Genomic DNA, 18462 nt, shown 5'->3' with positions numbered 1-18462 from the left:
ATTTTTCGCAGCCTTGGCGGCAGGATGTGCATTTAACCGTTTCAAGTGACGCAAGCGAATAATCATGTACCGGCGTTTACTCGAGAGTTATCCCGCAGAGGCGGATCGTTACGACGAAATGCTGGAAGCCGGCGGCCGCTTGCGGCCGCACTGGCGTACCCTGATCGACCAGCTCGAAGGGCTGTCGCCGGAGATCCTGCGGCGCCGCGCGCGCGAGGTGCGCGAAGCGATTGCCGCCGATGGCGTGACCTACAATGTGTACGCCGATCCGCAGGGCGCCAACCGGCCCTGGGAGCTGGACCTGCTGCCGCAGATCATTTCCGCCGACGAATGGCAGACCTTGTCCGCCGCGGTGGTGCAACGTGCGCGCCTGCTCAATGCAGTGCTGGCCGATTTGTACGGTCCGCAGACGCTGTTGTCCGAAGGCCTGCTGCCGCCGGCGCTGGTGTTCGGCCAGCATGGCTACCTGTGGCCTTGCCGCGGCATCGAGCCGCCGGCGGGCATACACCTGCACCTGTATGCAATCGACCTGGCGCGTTCGCCGGACGGCCATTGGTGGGTCATGTCGGACCGCACTCAGGGACCTTCCGGCGCCGGTTACGCCTTGCAGAACCGGCAGATCATGTCGCGCGCGCTGCCGGAGACGGTGCGCGACATGCATGTGCAATCGCTGCTGAAATTTTTCCATACCCTGCACGACAGCCTGAACGCGCTGGCGCCGGCTGGCGGCGAGACGCCGCTGGTGGTGCTGCTGACGCCGGGGCCGTATAACGAAACCTATTCCGAGCACGCCTTCCTGGCGCATACCCTGGGCTTTCCGCTGGTCGAAGGGGCGGACCTGATGGTGCGCGGCGACATGGTCTACCTCAAGACCCTGAGCGGCCTGCGGCGCGTGCATGCGATCCTGCGGCGGCTGGATGACGACTATTGCGATCCGCTCGAACTGCGCTCCGATTCCGCGCTCGGCATTCCCGGGCTGGTGCAGGCGGCGCGCCTTGGCAATGTGCTGATCGCCAATTCGCTCGGCAGCGGCGTGCTGGAATCGGGCGCCTTGCACGGTTTCCTGCCGGCCATCTGCCAGCGTCTGCTCGGCCAGCCATTGGCGCTGCCGGCGGTGGCGTCCTGGTGGTGCGGTGAAAAACCCGCGCTCGACTATACCTTGGCCAACCTGGAGCAGCTGGTGATCATGCCGGCGTTTCCCTCGATGCGCATGCAACCGGTGTATGGCCACAGCCTGAATGCGCAATCGCGCCAGCGCCTGGTCGACAGCCTGCTGGCCCAGCCGCACGCTTACGTGGCGCAGGAATGGGTGCGGCTGTCGCAGGCGCCGGTGCTGTCGCGCAGCGGCGAATATCGCTTGATGAGCCGTGCGGTCAGCTTGCGGGTGTTCGTGGTGGCCGCCGCCGACGGCAGCTACCATGTGATGCCGGGCGGCCTGACGCGGGTCGCGCCGCGCCAGCGCAAGGACGTGGTGTCGATGCAGCAGGGCGGCGCCAGCAAGGATGTCTGGGTGCTGAGCCCAGTGCGCGATGAGGTCGGCGATGCGGCGGCGCCGGCGACAGCGCCGCCGGAAGACGGCGATGGCCGGCAGCGCACGCTGGATCTGATCAGGAGCACGGTCGACATTTCATCGCACGCCGGCGAAAACCTGTTCTGGATGGGGCGCTACGCCGAACGCTGCGATAACCTGGCGCATCTGCTGCGCGCCACCCTGCAACGCAGCAACGACCTGCAGGGCGAGGCGCGCGAGACTTTCTACCAGCTGTGCGAAATCTGCCGCGGCCTCGGGATTGCCCTGCCGGCCGTCACGGCGACCGCACGGCCAACCGTCGCCGCCTTGCAACAGGCATTGATTGCCGCCATCGCCGACCCTGCCGCCAGCGTCGGCATTGCCGGCAATCTGCGCCATCTGCATCACTGCGGCTACCAGGTGCGCGAGCATTTGTCGCTGGACAACTGGCAGGCGCTCAACCGCATGCCAGGCCTGACGACGGACAGCAGCGGCCCCAGCGGCGTAACTCCGGCCGCCGCGCTGCACATGCTCAACAATGTGATCCAGGCCTGCGTCGGCCTGGCCGGCCATGCGCTGGACGACATGACGCGCGATGAAGGCTGGCACTTCCTGATGCTGGGCCGCCATATAGAACGCATGACCCACCTGGCGACCTTGTTCGGCCAGTTCCTGCGGCTGCCGGCGGAGCGCCAGAACCGCACGCTGCCGTGGCTGCTGGAATCGGCCAACAGCGTGGTCACCTACCGCGTGCGCTACCGGCGCACGCCGGAATGGCTGCCGGTGCTGCACCTGCTGGTGTTCGATGTCAGCAATCCGCACGGCATTGCATTCCAGTTCCATATGCTGGAGCGCTATTTGAGCGATATCGCCGAACAGCTCGGCACCCTCAGCATGGACACGCCGGCGCATCTATCGGCCGTGCTGCGCGAATTCGAACTGCAAGACCTCAGCCATGATTCCTTGTTCGTGGCAGACGCCCATGCGCGCCTGGTGCAGCTGATGCGCGACGCCATCGCCGGCGCCTTTTCGCTGTCGGACGAGCTGGCCCGGCATTTCTTCACGCCCTTGAACGCGCCGGTCAGCCAAGGAGTGTCATGATGAGCGATCACACCTACCATATTCGCCACGATACCCATTACGCCTATTCGCAGGCGGTGCGCCTGTCGCACCAGATGCTGCGCCTGACGCCGCGTTCGCTGCCATGGCAGACCTGCACTTCGCACGGCATCAGCATCACGCCGGAACCGCAAAACCTGCGCATGTTCCTCGACAGCTTCGGCAATCCCCTGCAATCGTTTTCGCTGGAAAACGACCATACCGACCTGCGCGCCCTGGCCGAATCCTGGGTCACGCTGTCGCCGCGCCAGCTGCCGCCGGCGACGCCGCCCTGGGAACAGGGGCGCGCCGCGCTCTCCTACCAGGCTGGCCAGTTCCTGCTGCCTGACGACCTGGAAGCCACGCGTTACCTGTTCGAGTCGGCGCATGTGCGGATCAAGCGGGAATTCCTGGCATATGCGGCGGAATCGTTTACCCCGGGGCTGCCTTTGCTGGCAGGGATCAACGCCTTGATGACGCGGATTTTCCAGGAATTCACCTTCGACCCGCTGGCCACTACCGTCTCCACCCCGGTCACCGAGGTGTTCGCTACCCGGCGCGGCGTATGCCAGGATTTTGCCCACTTTATGCTGTCCTGCCTGCGCTCGCTGGGGCTGGCGGCGCGTTATGTCAGCGGTTACCTGCTGACCGAACCGCCGCCCGGCCAGCCGCGCCTGATCGGCGCCGATGCTTCGCATGCCTGGGTATCGGTGTACTGTCCGGGATTCAATGGCCAGGCCAGCAGCTGGATCGACGCCGATCCAACCAATGGCATCTTCCCCGATACCAGCCATATCACGCTTGGCTGGGGCCGCGATTTCCTGGATGTCTCGCCCTTGCGCGGCGTACTGATCGGCGGCGGCCAGCAAACCATGGATGTGGCGGTGACGGTGCTGCCGGCACATGAAGCGCCAGGTTTCGGATTCGCGGTCTGAACGGTACTTACTCCAACCTCATTTTTTCGCACCTCTAAAATGCATATGAAAACATTCTTCCAGCACTGCCAGTTGGCCGCCTGTGCCATGGCCATATTTTCGACACCCTCTCTTTATGCGGCTGAATCGCCGATCGCGCCGCAAGTGCAGAATGCTGCGCAGGCAAGCTTCAAGGAATGGGCCGAGGTGCTGGCAATTCCCAACGACTCTGCGGTAGCCGCCGATATCCAGCGCAATGCCGCCTGGTTTGAACAGGCTTTTCAGCGGCGTGGTTTTCATACCAGGCAATTGGCCAATAACGGCAAGCCGCTGCTGTTTGCAGAGTTTCCAAAGGGTGGTCCCGGTCTTCCCACGGTACTGTTTTATGGGCACATGGATGGACAGCCGGTCAATCCCTCTGAATGGCAACAGAAAAGCCCGTGGACACCGGTACTGAAACAGCGCAATGCGGCAGGCCAGTGGGAAGCCATGCCGCTGGATAGGCTGTTCGCCAAGGATGTCGATCCTGAGTGGCGTTTGTTCGCCAGGGCCTCTGCGGATGACAAAGCGCCGATCATGATGCTGCTGGCTGCGATTGACGCGCTCAAAGCCGGCGGCAAGACACCGGCGATCAACCTCAAGGTGATTCTTGACGCGGAAGAAGAAAAAGGATCGCCGTCATTGGGCGGCGTCATCAAGCGGAATCAGGATTTGCTGAAGTCCGATATGCTGGTCGTACTGGATGGTCCGATGCACCCCAGCAATCAGCCAACGCTGGTATTCGGTAATCGCGGAATCGTCGTCGGTACTTTGAAGGTGTATGGCCCGAAGCAAGATAGCCATAGCGGGCATTACGGTAACTATGCCGCCAACCCGGCGCAACTGATGGCGCGTTTGCTGGCATCGATGAAAGACGATGAGGGCCGGGTTACGGTTCCCGGTTATTACGATAGCGTCAAGCTGGACGCCGATTCATTGCGTGTCATGCGTGCGGTGCCAGACGACGAAGCGGCGCTGCGCCAGCGCCTCGGGATTGCGGTGGCGGATAAGGTCGGACAAAATTATCAGGAGGCTATGCAATATCCGTCGCTCAACGTGCGTGGCATGCAATCTGGAGATGTCGGCGAGAAGGCTCGCACTGTCGTGCCGGCGATGGCCGTTGCCGAACTGGATCTGCGTACCGTGCCTGAAACCGAGCCGGCGGCATTGGTAGCTTTACTCAAGGGATTTGTGGAGAAGCAGGGTTTTCACCTGGTCAATGGCGAGCCGAGCGATGCGGATCGCGCCCGCTATCCTAAACTGGCCTCGCTGGAGTTCGAGTCGGCATCGGCCTCCAGCAGCGCCGTGCGCACCGATCTGCATGCGCCAATCGGTAATTGGCTGCGCCGGTCTTTGACCAAGACCTACGGTAAGGAACCGGTACAGATCAGAATGATGGGCGGCACTGTTCCCACCGGCGCGCTAGTCGATGCACTGAAAGTTCCTTTTGTGATTGTGCCGCTGGTCAATGCCGATAACAATCAGCACAGCGCCAATGAGAATATGCGGCTGGGAAATTACATCAATGGTGTGAACAGCCTGGTAGGCATTCTGTCGGAGCCTTTTGGCAGCAAGCTCTGAACGATCAAAAAAACTTCCACGGCAGCAGTCAAATGGGGTCAGAGTTTTTTTTCGCGGGTTTTGCGAAAATTACTCTGACCCCATTTGACGTTCTACGGAGTGGCGGCGGTGACACGCTCAAAAGCAACGTCAACACCCCTAAGGCGTCCGCACATGATGCACCAGCGCCACCGCGCGCGGATCGGGCGGCGGCGTCAGCAGGCTGACCACGATCAGCGCCAGCAGGCCGGCCGGTACGCCGAAGATGCCGGCCGCCATCGGTGCGATGTGGAACCACTGGCCGCTGGCCGAACCGCCCAGCGCCGGATAGGTGTGCAGCATATAGTAGATGCAAGTGCCGAAGCCGACCACGATGGCGGCGATTGCGCCTTGCTGGTTGCCGCGTTTCCAGAACACGCCTAGCGCCAGCACCGGGAACAAGGTGGAGGACGCCAGCGAAAACGCCGCGCCCACCATCGACAGGATATCGCCCGGTTTCAGGGAAGCGGTATACGCCGCCAGCAGCGCCACCACCAGCAACAGCAGCTTCGATACCGTGACGCGCTTGGCGGTGGAAGCGTGCGGATCGATCATCTTGTAATAGACATCGTGCGACAAGGCATTGGAAATCGTCAGCAGCAAACCGTCCGCGGTCGACAGCGCCGCCGCCAGTCCGCCCGCCGCTACCAGCCCGGAAACAAAATAGGGCAGGCCGGCGATTTCCGGCGTCGCCAGCATGATCATGTCGCCGTCCAGGGTGATCTCTGACAATTGCACCAGACCGTCATGGTTGAAATCGGTAATGCTGACCAGCGGATTGATCTTGTCGATATTGGCCCAGTACGAGACCCATTCCGGCAGGTGCGCATAATCGGAGCCGACCAGCGAGGTATAGATATAGTATTTCACCAGCACCGCCAGCGCCGGCACGGTGAGATAGATCAGCAGGATGAAAAACAGTGTCCAGAACACTGACTTGCGGGATTCCTGCACCGACGGCGTGGTGTAGTAGCGCATCAGGATGTGAGGCAGGGAAGCCGTGCCCATCATCAGGCAAAACACCAGGGCCAGAAAATTGTTGCGCTTGATGTCGGATGCTTCACGCGTGGCGCCGGGAAACGGCGTCGCCTGCGGCACCGGCGGTTCGGCGCGCGCCAGGTTGCTGGCCTTGTCCTGCTGCCATTTGCGTTCGGCTTCCTCCGGTGTTTTCGGATAGCTGTTCAAGGCGCGGTTGGCGGCGCGGATCTCGATCAGGGAACTGTTGTTGCGTTTCAGCAGTTCCAACTGCCGCTGCGCTTCAATCCGCCCCTGTTCCCAGGATTTCGGCAGGTCGCGCAGGCGGGCGTCGTAGTCATCCGCATTGGCCTTGAAGATCGCTCGCACATCGATTTCCTTGGGATCGACATCGAGCTTTTTTTCGATATTGGTGATCTGCGCCAGCACTGAGCCGTAGGAAACCTGCGCCACCGGGCTGTGCGTATGCTCCATCGACAGCCAGATCACCGGGATCAGGTAGGCAAACAGGATGATCACGTATTGCGCCACCTGGGTCCAGGTGATCGCCCGCATGCCGCCCAGGAAGGAGCAGACCAGGATGCTGGCCAGGCCGAGGAAAATCCCGACCGAAAAATCGACGCCGGTGAAGCGCGAAGTGATCAGGCCGACGCCGTAGATCTGCGCCACCACGTAAATGAAGGAAATCACCACGGTGGCGGCCACCGCCAATATCCTGACCGGATTGCTGCTGGTGTGGCCGCGGTAGCGTGCCGCCAGGAAATCCGGGATGGTGTACTGGCCGAACTTGCGCAGGTAAGGTGCGATCAGCAGCGCCACCAGGCAGTAGCCGCCGGTCCAGCCGATGATATAGGCCAGGCCGTCGAAGCCCTGCAGGTAAAGGCCGCCGGCCAGGCTGATGAAGGTGGCCGCGGAAATCCAGTCGGCGGCGGTCGCCATGCCGTTGAACAGTCCGGGCACCCGCCGCCCCGCAACGTAATATTCGGAGACATCGGAAGTGCGGCTCATGATGCCGATGCCGGCATACAGGACGATGGTGGCGAACATGAACAGGTAACCGATCCAGGTGCGCGGCAAGCCTTCCTTTTCGAGGATCGCCAGCACCACCAGCAACAGGATGAAGCCGCCGGTGTACCAGGCGTAATAGCGCACCAGGCGCCAGAAAAAAGAGCTGTCCTTCATTGTGATTTTCGGTCTTGTGGGCGGTCTTGCTGACGGCGGTCTATTTTCCGCATCTGCCAGGTGTATACCGCGACGATCAGCAGGTAGGCCAGGGCCAGTCCTTGCGCCGCCATGTAAAACGAGAGCGGCCAGCCGAACCAGCGCATGCCGGATAATTCACGGGCAAAAAAGATGACGCCGAACGTCAGGACGAACCAGACCAGCAGCAGGCCCAGCGTCAGCCGTCTGGTGCTTTGCCAATGGCTGGCGGGATGGTGCGGACGGGGTTTCGGCATGGGCATGTCTGGTCTGGTGGTTGTCAATGGAAATCCGAATTGAAATCGAGCGCAGGTTTTTCCAGCAAACGGAAGGCGACGCGGAACAGGCTGCCCGGCAGTTCCGGTTCGCTGCTGCGCGGATTATAGGAAATGGTTACCTGGGCGTCATGCTGCTGGGCGATCTCGCGCACGATCGCCAGCCCCAGGCCGCTGCCGCCGCGGCCGCTGTCGAGGATGCGGTAAAAGCGCTGGAACACATGGTCGCGTTCGGCCGGCGGGATACCCGGGCCGGTATCTTCGACTTCCAGTATCGCTATCCCCGCCGTGGAGTTTTCCGCCCGCTCGCCGCGTACGCGGACCGTAACCCGGCCTTCGACCGGCGTGTAATGCAAGGCATTGTCGATCAGGTTGCCCAGCAGCTCGCGCAGCATGAGCGGATTGCACAGCACCGGCACCGGCTGCTCGGCCTGTTCGAAGCCAAAATCGATGCGCTGGCCGAATGAAGCCTCGACCCAGTCCTGCACCACGGCGCGGGCGAATTCGGACAGGTCGACTTCGACAAACGGCGCGCTTTCCTGCGACTGGTTTTCCGCCCGCGCCAGCGACAGCAGCTGATTCACCAGCCGGGTCGCCGATTCCGAGCTCTTCGCCAGCTGCTCCAGCGAGCGGTGGATATCGTGCTGGCTGGTCTGCCGCAGCGCCAGTTCGGATTGCATGCGCATGCCGGCCAGCGGCGTTTTCATCTGATGCGCGGCGTCGGCGATGAAACGTTTCTGGGTCTGGATCGACAGCGACAGACGCGACAGCATGTCGTTGAGCGAACGCACCAGCGGCGAGATTTCTTCCGGCACCTGGCCGGAATCGATGGGACTGAGGTCGTCCGGGCGACGGGCCCGGATCCGCTGCTGCAATTCGGACAGGGGCGACAGGCCGCGCGACAAGGCGAACCAGATCAGCGCCAGCGCGATCGGCAGGATCAGGAATTGCGGCAGGATCACGCCCTTGATGATTTCGTTCGCCAGCCGGGCGCGTTTTTCCAGTGTTTCCCCGACTTGCACCAGCGCTACCCGTGGCCGCTCTTGCTGGCTGGCGGCGACATCGACTGTGTTATCGACCGTGTTGCGCAGGTCGACATAGGTATAGGCGATCCGCACATCACTGCCATGCAGAGAGCTGTCCCAGAACTTGACCTTGCCCGGGTGTGCGGGCTCGTCTTCGGCTACAGGTGGTGAGTGCATGTCGCGGTCGCCGTCGATATATTCGCCGTGCGGGCCGGTGATCAGGTAATACACATTGTCGACATCGTCGGCGCGCAGAAAGTCGCGCGAGGGCGTGGTCAGGCGCGTCAGGACCTTGCCGTTGACTTCGCTCACCTGCTGCGACAGGACCGTGACGCTGTCGTCCAGCGCCTGGTCGAAGGGTTGGTTGGCGATCGACTTTGCCACCACATAGGTAATCGCGATGCTGATCGGCCACAGCAGCAACAGCGGCACCAGCATCCAGTCCAGGATTTCGCCGAACAGGGAGCGCTGCACCCGTTCTTCGGTTTGCGCGGCGGATGGGTTTGGCTGCGCAGCCAGAGATTGAGCGTCGCGCATGAGGGCAAGCGTCAGCGGCGGCTGGAGGCGTCGAGCGGCGAGAGCGGAGCAGAGGAAGCTGCCGGACCCGCGGCAGCGGCTTGCGGCTCGCTGATTTTTTCCAGGCAATAACCGAGGCCGCGCACCGTGGCGATCCGCACGCCGCCGACTTCGATTTTCTTGCGCAAGCGATGCACATACACCTCGATGGCGTTGTTGCTGACTTCTTCGCCCCATTCGCACAGGTGGTCGACCAGCTGTTCCTTGGAAACCAGGCGGCCGGTCCGCTGCAGCAATACTTCCAGCAAACCCAGTTCGCGCGCCGACAAGTCCAGCATCTGCTCATTGATATAGGCGATCCGTCCGACCTGGTCGTAACTCAGCGGGCCGTGCTTGATGACGGTAGGGCCGCCGCCGGCGCCGCGCCGGGTCAGGGCGCGCACCCGCGCTTCCAGCTCGGACAGTTCGAACGGCTTGGCCATGTAGTCGTCGGCGCCCAGGTCCAGGCCCTTGACTCGTTGCTCCAGGGAATCTGCCGCAGTCAGGATCAGCACCGGCAGCCGCGAATTCCTGGCGCGCAGGCGGCGCAATACCTCCAGGCCGGTCATCTTGGGCAAGCCCAGGTCCAGGATCAGCAGGTCGAAATCCTGGGTCGAGAGAGCCGAATCCGCTTCCATGCCGTTCATCACGCAGTCGGTGGCATAACCCGACTGGCGCAGCGAACGCGTCAGTCCATCGGCTAGAACACTGTCGTCTTCGGCAAGCAGGATGCGCATGATGGAGGTGTTTCCCGTACGGTGGATGAAAGGTGCTGCTTGTAGTCTATGGCGTTTCATTCTTCCCAGCAAGGTCGACGTAACATTGCCGCTGTTTGGTATAATCATTGCCACTCAATCCGGCCTGGACCTGCTTTCCTACTTTGATGCGACGCTTACTGATTCTTTTGCTGATGTTTCTGCTGCCTATGCAAGTCTTTGCAGGCATGACCGAATCCCAGGCAAACACCGTGGCGACGCTGGCAGTCCAGCAGGAAATTCTCCATGATGGCTTGCAAGATGCGCCCGCCTGCAGGGTGGACAGCGCTTGCGATTCTGAAGATATCGCAGTTGACGACATCGAGATGCATGTCGATCTCGGCGATGAGACAGTGCCTGCTTTCCCCCTCGTATTTGCCGCTGCTGCGATCGCTTCCACACCCGCGCTGAGCAACGATAAAGCGCTCCAGCCCCCGTTCCTGCCTCCGGCCGGTCCTCCGCCCAGAGCTTAAGCGCCTTTACGCCGCCCGATTGCATCCGGCGGCAGGCGCCTTCCCATCTGCCGGGTAACTGCCTGGCGATTCCAGCCATCCATGATGTTGAGCAGCAGGCCGATGCGCGTCTAGCGCCTCGCCTTAATTCCGGGTTGTTCAAGCTCGTGGCATGGCTGCGAAGTTTTAAAACTTAGCGGCCCGTATGGCCGTGATGGCATCAAATCTCAGGAGAAAGTATGAAGAAATTATTTGTGGCGCTGATCGTCGTCGCCATGACGTTGTCAGCCGGCATCTCGACCGTTGAAGCCAAGCGCATGGGCGGTGGCGGTTCCTTCGGCAAAAAATCGCAAAGCATGAACCGCCAGGCGGCGCCGGCGCAGAACCAGGCTAGCAATGCCGCCAAGCCAGTTGCTGCTGCAGCAGCACCGGCCGCTGCGGCTGCCGCCAAACCTAGCATGTGGAAAGGCATGCTGGGCGGCGCGCTGCTGGGCCTGGGCCTGGGCGCCTTGCTGTCGAGCATGGGCTTGGGCGGCGCTATGGCTGGCATGATCAGCAATATCATCATGATCGCCTTGTTCGCATTCGCCGCCATGTTCATCTACAAGCTGGTGCGCCGCAAGATGGGCAACGGCGCAGCCGGCAACAACGGCATGCGTCCTGCCTTTGCTGCGCAAGCGCCTTCCAGCTTTACGCCGGAAATCGCTTCGCGCCTCGAGCAGCCTATGCAGCGTACGGCGTTTGACGCCGCGCCTGCAGCGGCGGCGACAGGCGCGGGAGTCGCGGGCGTTGCTGCCTGGGGCGTACCTGCCGATTTCGATACGGCCGGTTTCCTGCGTCATTCCAAGACCTATTTCCTGCGCCTGCAAGCCGCATGGGACAAGGCCGACAGCAACGACATCCGCGAATTCACCACGCCGGAAATGTTTGCCGAGTTGCGCATGCAATTGCAGGAGCGCGGCGCTTCGGACAACCATACCGATGTCGTGTCGCTGGATGCCGAACTGCTGGGAATCGAGACTGCCGACGCCGAATACCTGGCCAGCGTGAAATTCACCGGCATGATCAAGGAAGACGATGCAGCTTTTGCCGCGCCGTTCTCCGAGGTCTGGAACTTGTCGAAGCCGACCGCGGGGCAGGGCGGCTGGATACTGGCAGGGATCGAGCAGGTCGAACAAAAGAGCTGAACCCGGGCTGAAACCGGCTTCCGTAGCAAAGCCGCCGGCGAGCAATCGCCGGCGGCTTTTTCTTTTGGCGCCCGCCAGTGGCGCCAGTAGTGGCACAATACGGGGTTTTCAGGATACCGCTAAAGGAATTTCAATGAGTTTGCCAACAAGTTTGCCGACGACGGCCCCTGGTTCTGCCGTGATCCTGACCGGCGACCGTCCGACCGGCCCTTTGCACCTGGGCCATTTTGTCGGCAGCTTGCGTAACCGCATCGCTTACCAGCACACCTACCGCCAGTTCATCATGCTGGCCGACGCCCAGGCGCTGACCGACAATATGGACGACACCGGCAAGGTGCACCGCAATGTGGTCGAAGTTGCGCTGGATTACCTGGCGGTCGGCATCGACCCGGCCTTGTCGACGATCCTGATCCAGTCGCAGATTCCGGAACTGGCGGAGCTGACTTTCTATTACCTGAACCTGGTGACGGTGGCGCGGCTGGAACGTAATCCTACGGTCAAGGAAGAAATCCGCTTGCGCGGTTTCGAGCGCGATATTCCGGCTGGATTCCTGACTTATCCGGCCAGCCAGGCAGCCGATATCACGGCGTTCAAGGCGGTGCTGGTGCCGGTGGGCGAAGACCAGATTCCGATGATCGAGCAAACCAATGAAATCGTGCGGCGCTTTAACCGCACCGCGGGGCGCGAGGTACTGGTCGAGGCGAAGGCGCTGGTGCCTGAAATCGGTCGCCTGCCAGGCATCGACGGCAAGGCCAAGATGAGCAAATCGTTGGGCAACACCATCAACCTGGGCGCGACTGCCGACGAGATCCGGGCCGCGGTCAAGCAGGTGTATACCGATCCTTTGCACCTGCGGGTGCAGGATCCCGGCCACCTGGAAGGCAATGTCGCCTTCCTCTACCTGGATGCCTTCGATCCCGACCAGGCCGGCCTGGCCGAGATGAAAGCGCATTATGTGCGCGGCGGCCTGGGCGACAGCCTGGTCAAGGCGCGCCTGGAAGCCTGCCTGCAAGACCTGCTGGCGCCGATCCGCGCCCGCCGCGAGGAACTGGCCAAGGACAAGGGGCATGTCATGCAGATCCTGAAAGAAGGCACCGCCAAGGCGCGCGAAGTAGCGGCCAAAACCGCCGACGAAGTCAAGGCAGCTTTAGGTTTAACTTACTTCTAAACGCTCGCAGCGTAGTTAATTGGGGTCAGAGTTTTTTTTCGCGCCCTTTGCGAAAATTACTCTGACCGCAATTAACGGGCTACGGAGTGCGTATGGTGGCAGTCGACCTCCGCTCGACGTTAATTTGGCAACATCCCCATGCGGAATTCAAAAGCAACTTCAACGGCAACGTCAAAAGCAACCACAACTTCAAAAACAACGGCAACAGCAACAGCCTTGTTGTTAGCAATGTGATGGCCCCGCATCAATCACCAATTCATTACCCGTAACAAAGCGGCCGGCATCCGACGCCAGATACAGGATCGCCGCCGCCACATCGGCGGCCGAACCGCGCGCCGTCAGCATCTGCAATTCCGCCCTGTCTGCCAGCACCTGGGTCAGGTCATCCTGCCTGCGCATGGCTGCGGCCAGCGCAGGCGGCCGCACCACGCCCGGAAGGATGGCATTGACGCGGATATTCTGCATCGCATAGCGCATCGCATGCGCATTGTTCATCCGCAGCGCCGCTCGCACCGCACGGTCCGCCGCTTCCTGCTGTCCGCCGTCCATGGCGCACAGCGACAGGACGTTGACGATGGCGCCGCCGCCGGCGCGTTCCATTGCCGGCGCCACGTGCTTGCTGCACAAGATGCTGCCGTTGACGTTGGCCTGCATCGCCAGTTCCCGGGACGACGCACTGCCGGCGTCGAGGCCGGCGCTGTTGACCAGGATATCGATGCGGCCGAAATGCGCTTCGACTGCCGCCATCACCCGCTGCACCGCCTCGTTGTCGCTGACGTCGACTTGCCAGAAACGCACCTTGTCCTTTTTGCCGCCGAGCAGCCTGGCGATGATGCTCTCCTCCTGCTGCCGTTCATCTAGAATCGCCAAATGTGCACCAGCGGCCGAGAGCGCGCAGGCGACATGCAAGGCAATGCCGCGCGCCGCGCCAGTGACCAGGGCGACCTTGTTTTTAAGAGGGAAATAGGCGGTAAGCGGATTCATCATCGGCAGAATCATTGTCAGTTTTTACACGCAATTAAAGCATTCTTTAGTGCACATTGCAACCATGCTTTAAATGATTGAAAGTATTCTTTACCGATGATGAATAATTACGGGGCGCGACTGGCAGAAGCTTTGCATTTGGCGCAAAAAGACAGGCAGGAACTCGCAGACGGCATCGGCGTCAGCGTGCAGGCGATCGGGCAGGTGATTGCCGGCAAAACCAAGGCGCTGACTGCGGAGAATTCGGCGCTCGCCGCCAAATTCCTGGGCGTCGACATATTCTGGCTGGCCACAGGTGTAGGCGGCCCGAAGATTCTGACCAAGGCTTCCGGCCAGTGGCCTTTCAGCATCAGCGTGGAATCGTTCCTTGCCATCCCGGAGGAAGAGCAGAACCGCATCGGCGAATACATCGAGTTCTGCGTCAACAAATGGCAAACGACTCACCCGGCAAAAAAAAGCTGAGCCAGGAGCGCATGCCCTGCGTGCCGCCCGGCGACGGCTATGCCTGGGGAAACAATCGTCCCAACAGCCCGCGCAGCCAGCGATTGGCCGGATCAAGTTCGGCGTTCTCATGCCAGTACAGGTAAACATCCAGCGGCGGCGTAGGCAGCGGCAGCGGCCAGATCTGGTTCGGCAGGTTGACGTTGGCGATGTGCGCGTAATGCTCCGGCATCGTGGTCAGCAGGTCGGAAACGCTGGCCACCTGGCAAGCCGCGTAATAATGCTGGCAACGCAGGCCGATATGGCGCTGGCGGCCGATGCGGGCCAGCTCCACGTCTTCGACGCCGGGGCCGGTGCGGCGCGAGGAAACCAGGACGTGGTTTTGCGCCAGGTAGGTTTCCAGGTCGAGCCCGTGTTTCAGCGCCGGATGGTCCTGGCGCGCCACCACCACCAGCGTATCGCGCGATAAAGAAGTGCTGCGGATTTCTCCTGGGCGTTGCAGCAAGACGTCGACCGCGATGTCCAGCGTGCCGGCCGCCAGCTCCGATTCCAGCTGCCGTCGCTCCACCCGCACCGAATTGATTTCCACCATGGGCGCCTGGGTTTGCAGCAGCTGCATCAGCGGCGGCAGCAGCCGCGCTTCCAGCACGCCCGGCAAGCCGAGGTTGAAGCTGCGGCGGCTGGTAGTCGGGTCGAACTGGTTGCCGTGTTTGACGCTGACCTCCAGCGTTTGCAGCGCTTGCCGCACCGGGCCGATCAGCGAGCGCGTCATCGGCGTCGGCAGCATCTTGCTACCTTGCCGGATGAACAAGGGATCGCCCAGCAGTTCGCGCAGGCGCGCCAGCGCGTGGCTGACAGCCGGTTGGGTCAGGCTGAGCGCCTTGGCCGCGCGGGTGATGTTGCCTTCCGCGTAGATGATGTCGAGCACCACGAACAGGTTGAGGTCGATCCGGCTTATATGCATGGAATTAATTATGGTCTATATAAATCATTCATTTGATGAATTATAGCGGTTGCGGCACACTTCATAGGACCCGTTAGGCAGTAAGTTGGATATTTGGGCGGTCGTGGCCGGATGCGATGCAAGGCGCCCGACGCGCCGCAGTGCGAGCACTGCAAGCGGTGGGCAACGCAGCAGCGCGCCGGCCACGGCCAGCACAAATGTTCAATTTACTGCCTAAAGGATCCTAATATCGATTACCAGTTGAGGAATGCCATGGATTTCGCCTACTCACCCCGCGCCCGCCAATACATGGAGCGGCTCAATGCTTTCATGAGCGAGCACGTGTTCCCGGCCGAAGCTGAATATTTCAGCCAGCTCAAGCGCGGCCCGCTGCCGTGGAATGTGCCGCCGGTAATGCAGGCCCTGAAAACCAAGGCCAAGGAAGCGGGTTTATGGAACCTGTTCCTGCCCGATGAAGAATTCGGCGCCGGACTGAGCAATACCGATTACGCACCGCTGGCCGAAATCATGGGGCGCTCGTTCATCGCGCCGGAAGTCTTCAACTGCAATGCGCCCGATACCGGCAATATGGAAGTGCTGGCCAAATACGGTTCGCCGGCGCAGCAGGAACAATGGCTCAAGCCATTGCTGGCAGGCGAATATCGCTCGGCATTCTGCATGACCGAACCCGATGTCGCCTCTAGCGACGCCACCAACATGCGCGCTACCGCGCTGGTCGAAGGCGACGAAGTGCTGCTCAACGGCCGCAAATGGTGGAGCACCGGCATCGGCCATCCCAACTGCAAGTTCGTGATCTTCATGGGACTGACCTATCCGGACGGGCCCAAGCACGCGCGCCACTCGATGGTGCTGGTGCCGATGGCGACGCCCGGCGTGAAGATCGAACGCATGCTGCCGGTATTTGGCGCCCTGGATGAACCTTACGGCCATGGCGAGGTCAGTTTCACCAATGTGCGCGTGCCGCTGGCCAACATTATCGCCGGGCCGGGGCGCGGTTTTGAAATCGCCCAGGGCCGCCTTGGCCCGGGCCGGATCCATCACTGCATGCGGGCGCTGGGAGCGGCTGAAATGGCGCTGGAAATGCTGTGCAAACGGGCGCTGACGCGCAGCGCTTTTGGCAAGCCGCTGGCCGATCTCGGCGGCAATGCCGACATCATCGCCAATGCCCGCATGGCGATCGAACAATCGCGTTTGCTGACCCTGAAAGCGGCATGGATGATGGACACGGTCGGCGCCAAGGCGGCGATGAGCGAAATTTCGCAAATCAAGGTAGTGGCGCCCAACGTGGCGCAGCTGGTGATCGACCAAGCGATCCAGATCCACGGCGGCGCAGGCCTGTGCGACGACTTGCCGCTGACGGCTTTATTTGCCTACGCCCGGGTGCTGCGCCTGGCGGACGGGCCGGATGAAGTGCACCGCGCCCTGATCGCCAAGCTGGAACTGAAAGCGCAAGCCGCCAAGGCCGTGGGTGTTGCTAGCGTTGTTACTGCGGGAGAGCCGGCATGACGCTGATCGACCAGGCCGGCGCCGTGCGCAGCGGCGAAGAACTGGATGTGGCGAAGGTCGCCGCGTTCCTGGAAAGCGTCGACGGCAGCCTGCAAGGCATGCCGGCCGTGAGCCAGTTTCCGGGCGGCGCTTCCAACCTGACTTACCTGCTGACTTATCGGCTGAGCGGCGCCGAGCGCGAACTGATCCTGCGCCGGCCGCCGTTCGGCGCCAAGGCCAAATCGGCCCACGACATGCTGCGCGAAGCCAGCATCATGGCCGAACTGAAGCCGGTCTATCCCTATGTGCCAAAGGTGTTTGCGACCTGCCAGGACCGGGCCGTGATGGACAGCGATTTTTATGTGATGGAGCGGCTGCGCGGCATCATCCTGCGCGACAAGTTGCCCCCCGGCCTGGTGCTGAGCGAAGCCGATACGCGCCAGCTGTGTCTGAATGTGGTCGACAAGATGATCGCCTTGCACCAGGTCGACTACCAGGCTGCCGGCCTGGCGCATCTGGGCAAGGGCGAGGGTTATGTGCAACGCCAGATCAGCGGCTGGAGCGAGCGTTACCGCAAGGCGCGCACCGACGACGCGGTCGATTTCGAAACGGTGATGCGCTGGCTGGAAGACAAGATGCCGGCCGCCGATGTCGCCACCTGCCTGATCCATAACGATTTCCGCTTCGACAACGTGGTTCTCGATCCTGAGAATCCGCTGCATGTGATCGGCGTCCTTGACTGGGAAATGGCGACCCTCGGCGATCCGCTGATGGATCTCGGCAATACGCTGGCCTACTGGGTGCAGGCCGACGACGAGCCGCAATTCAAGCAGATGCGGCGCCAGCCGACGCACTTGCCGGGCATGCTGACGCGCAGGGAAGTGATCGCCTATTACGGTGAAAAAACCGGCTACCGCACCGACCATTTCGATTTCTACGAAATCTATGGGTTGTTCCGCCTGGCCGTGATCGTGCAGCAAATCTACTATCGTTTCCATCACGGGCAAACCACGAATCCGCAATTTGCCTTCTTTGTCCACGTCACCAATTACCTGGAGCAGCGATGCAAGAAGCTGATTGCGCAATCGACCATATGAGCAAGAACACGTCATTGGAGTGCGCTTAAGATGGGCTCTATCTATCTGGTGCGCCATGGCCAGGCCAGTTTCGGCGCCGCCGACTACGACCAGCTGTCGGAGCTGGGCCTGCGACAATCCGCATTGTTGGGCAAGTGGCTGGCCCAGACCGGCCAGCAGATCCCCCTGCTGGTGACAGGCAGCCATCGCCGGCAACTGCAGAGCAGCGCAGCCTGCCTGGCCGCCATGTCGGGCAACGTTGCAGGACCGGAGCTGCAGGTGCTGGAAGACCCGGGATTCGACGAATTCGATCACAAGCAAATACTGCTGCGCTTCATGCCGCGCTTTGCCGACAGCCTGTTCTCTGCCTACCTGGAGCAGCAGGAGCATCCTGAACGCGCCTTCCAGAGGGTATTCGTGAATGCGGTGGCGCGCTGGGTCAGCGGCGAACATGACGCCGAATACAGCGAACCGTGGCCGGTATTCAAGGAACGCTGCAACGCGGCCCTGGCCCGCCTGCTGGCGCAGCTGGGCAAGGGCCAGACGGCCTGGGTGTTTACTTCCGGCGGGCCGATCAGCGTGATTTGCCAGCAGCTGCTGGCGATCCCGGACCGGCAGATTTTCGATTTGAACTGGTCGCTGGTTAATACCGGCGTCACCAAACTGTTATACCGGCCGGGGCGCGTCAGCCTGAGCTACCTGAACAATTTTTCGCACCTGGTAGCTGGATGCGATCCGGCCTTAGTGAGTTACAGATGAG

16 protein-coding genes are annotated in these 18462 nt (G+C 61.6%); 10 read left to right on the top strand and 6 right to left on the bottom strand.

The genetic code is table 11. The features are described from left to right. The first annotated feature begins 64 nt into the window (after positions 1–64). Genes CFU_RS19960 through CFU_RS19950 form a run of 3 tightly spaced genes read left to right on the top strand, consistent with a single transcriptional unit; the run spans position 65 to position 5142 of the window. Complete coding sequence (locus tag CFU_RS19960) at positions 65–2611, top strand: circularly permuted type 2 ATP-grasp protein (RefSeq protein WP_014007803.1); 2547 nt, start codon at positions 65–67, stop codon at positions 2609–2611. Beyond that, positions 2608–3543 carry a transglutaminase family protein gene (locus CFU_RS19955; protein ID WP_014007802.1) on the top strand — a complete coding sequence of 312 codons (936 nt, stop codon included), beginning with the start codon at positions 2608–2610 and terminating at the stop codon, positions 3541–3543. The genes CFU_RS19960 and CFU_RS19955 overlap by 4 nt, the downstream gene beginning before the upstream one ends. A 39-nt stretch (positions 3544–3582) precedes the next feature. Continuing rightward, positions 3583–5142: a M20/M25/M40 family metallo-hydrolase gene (locus CFU_RS19950; RefSeq protein WP_014007801.1), complete on the top strand. Its 1560-nt coding sequence runs from the start codon at positions 3583–3585 to the stop codon at positions 5140–5142. A 138-nt stretch (positions 5143–5280) separates the two neighbouring features. Here the strand turns inward: CFU_RS19950 and CFU_RS19945 are convergent, their stop codons facing one another. From CFU_RS19945 to CFU_RS19930, 4 genes are read right to left on the bottom strand one after another with little or no spacing between them, the layout of a single operon-like run. Continuing rightward, entirely contained in the window at positions 5281–7317 is a 2037-nt protein-coding gene (locus tag CFU_RS19945) for a sodium:solute symporter family protein (protein WP_014007800.1), read from the bottom strand. Continuing rightward, complete coding sequence (locus CFU_RS19940; RefSeq protein ID WP_041743718.1) at positions 7314–7592, bottom strand: DUF4212 domain-containing protein; 279 nt, start codon at positions 7590–7592, stop codon at positions 7314–7316. The genes CFU_RS19945 and CFU_RS19940 overlap by 4 nt, the downstream gene beginning before the upstream one ends. Before the next feature lie 23 nt (positions 7593–7615). Then, a complete protein-coding gene (locus CFU_RS19935) occupies positions 7616–9172 on the bottom strand; it encodes a sensor histidine kinase (RefSeq protein WP_014007798.1) in 1557 nt (518 codons plus the stop codon). Positions 9173–9183: 11 nt separating this feature from the next. After that, positions 9184–9927, bottom strand: a complete 744-nt coding sequence (locus tag CFU_RS19930; protein WP_014007797.1) for a response regulator transcription factor — start codon at positions 9925–9927, stop codon at positions 9184–9186. 107 nt (positions 9928–10034) lie between these two features. Between CFU_RS19930 and CFU_RS19925 the strand changes: the two genes are divergently transcribed. The 3 genes from CFU_RS19925 to trpS all read left to right on the top strand — a co-directional run bounded on the left by CFU_RS19925 (position 10035) and on the right by trpS (position 12752). Next, a complete protein-coding gene (locus CFU_RS19925) occupies positions 10035–10418 on the top strand; it encodes a hypothetical protein (protein WP_148264903.1) in 384 nt (127 codons plus the stop codon). Between the two features lie 218 nt (positions 10419–10636). Continuing rightward, positions 10637–11584, top strand: coding sequence for a Tim44 domain-containing protein (locus CFU_RS19920; RefSeq protein ID WP_014007796.1), 948 nt, complete (start codon positions 10637–10639; stop codon positions 11582–11584). Positions 11585–11717: 133 nt separating this feature from the next. Further along, positions 11718–12752, top strand: coding sequence for a tryptophan--tRNA ligase (trpS, locus tag CFU_RS19915; protein WP_041742518.1), 1035 nt, complete (start codon positions 11718–11720; stop codon positions 12750–12752). Between the two features lie 222 nt (positions 12753–12974). Here trpS and CFU_RS19910 read toward each other — a convergent pair whose 3' ends face one another. After that, positions 12975–13739: an SDR family NAD(P)-dependent oxidoreductase gene (locus CFU_RS19910; protein ID WP_190275186.1), complete on the bottom strand. Its 765-nt coding sequence runs from the start codon at positions 13737–13739 to the stop codon at positions 12975–12977. Positions 13740–13832: 93 nt separating this feature from the next. On the opposite strand from CFU_RS19910, the gene CFU_RS19905 reads away from it, so the two are divergent. After that, a complete protein-coding gene (locus tag CFU_RS19905; protein WP_014007792.1) occupies positions 13833–14198 on the top strand; it encodes a helix-turn-helix domain-containing protein in 366 nt (121 codons plus the stop codon). Positions 14199–14235: 37 nt separating this feature from the next. On the opposite strand, the gene CFU_RS19900 is transcribed toward CFU_RS19905, so the two are convergent. Beyond that, positions 14236–15141 (bottom strand): LysR family transcriptional regulator, encoded by a 906-nt coding sequence (locus CFU_RS19900; protein WP_014007791.1) that lies wholly within the window; start codon positions 15139–15141, stop codon positions 14236–14238. Positions 15142–15393: 252 nt separating this feature from the next. On the opposite strand from CFU_RS19900, the gene CFU_RS19895 reads away from it, so the two are divergent. Genes CFU_RS19895 through CFU_RS19885 form a run of 3 tightly spaced genes read left to right on the top strand, consistent with a single transcriptional unit; the run spans position 15394 to position 18461 of the window. Further along, positions 15394–16647 carry an acyl-CoA dehydrogenase family protein gene (locus CFU_RS19895; RefSeq protein WP_041742517.1) on the top strand — a complete coding sequence of 418 codons (1254 nt, stop codon included), beginning with the start codon at positions 15394–15396 and terminating at the stop codon, positions 16645–16647. Continuing rightward, positions 16644–17723, top strand: coding sequence for a phosphotransferase family protein (locus tag CFU_RS19890; protein WP_014007789.1), 1080 nt, complete (start codon positions 16644–16646; stop codon positions 17721–17723). The genes CFU_RS19895 and CFU_RS19890 overlap by 4 nt, the downstream gene beginning before the upstream one ends. 30 nt (positions 17724–17753) lie before the next feature. Beyond that, positions 17754–18461, top strand: coding sequence for a histidine phosphatase family protein (locus CFU_RS19885; protein ID WP_014007788.1), 708 nt, complete (start codon positions 17754–17756; stop codon positions 18459–18461). The last annotated feature ends 1 nt before the right edge of the window (position 18462 follow it).

It is taken from the genome of Collimonas fungivorans Ter331, assembly GCF_000221045.1.
GTDB classification, from domain to species: domain Bacteria; phylum Pseudomonadota; class Gammaproteobacteria; order Burkholderiales; family Burkholderiaceae_D; genus Collimonas; species Collimonas fungivorans_A.
Note: the sequence above shows the minus strand (reverse complement) of the source record. Positions and strands in the feature narration are given on the sequence as shown.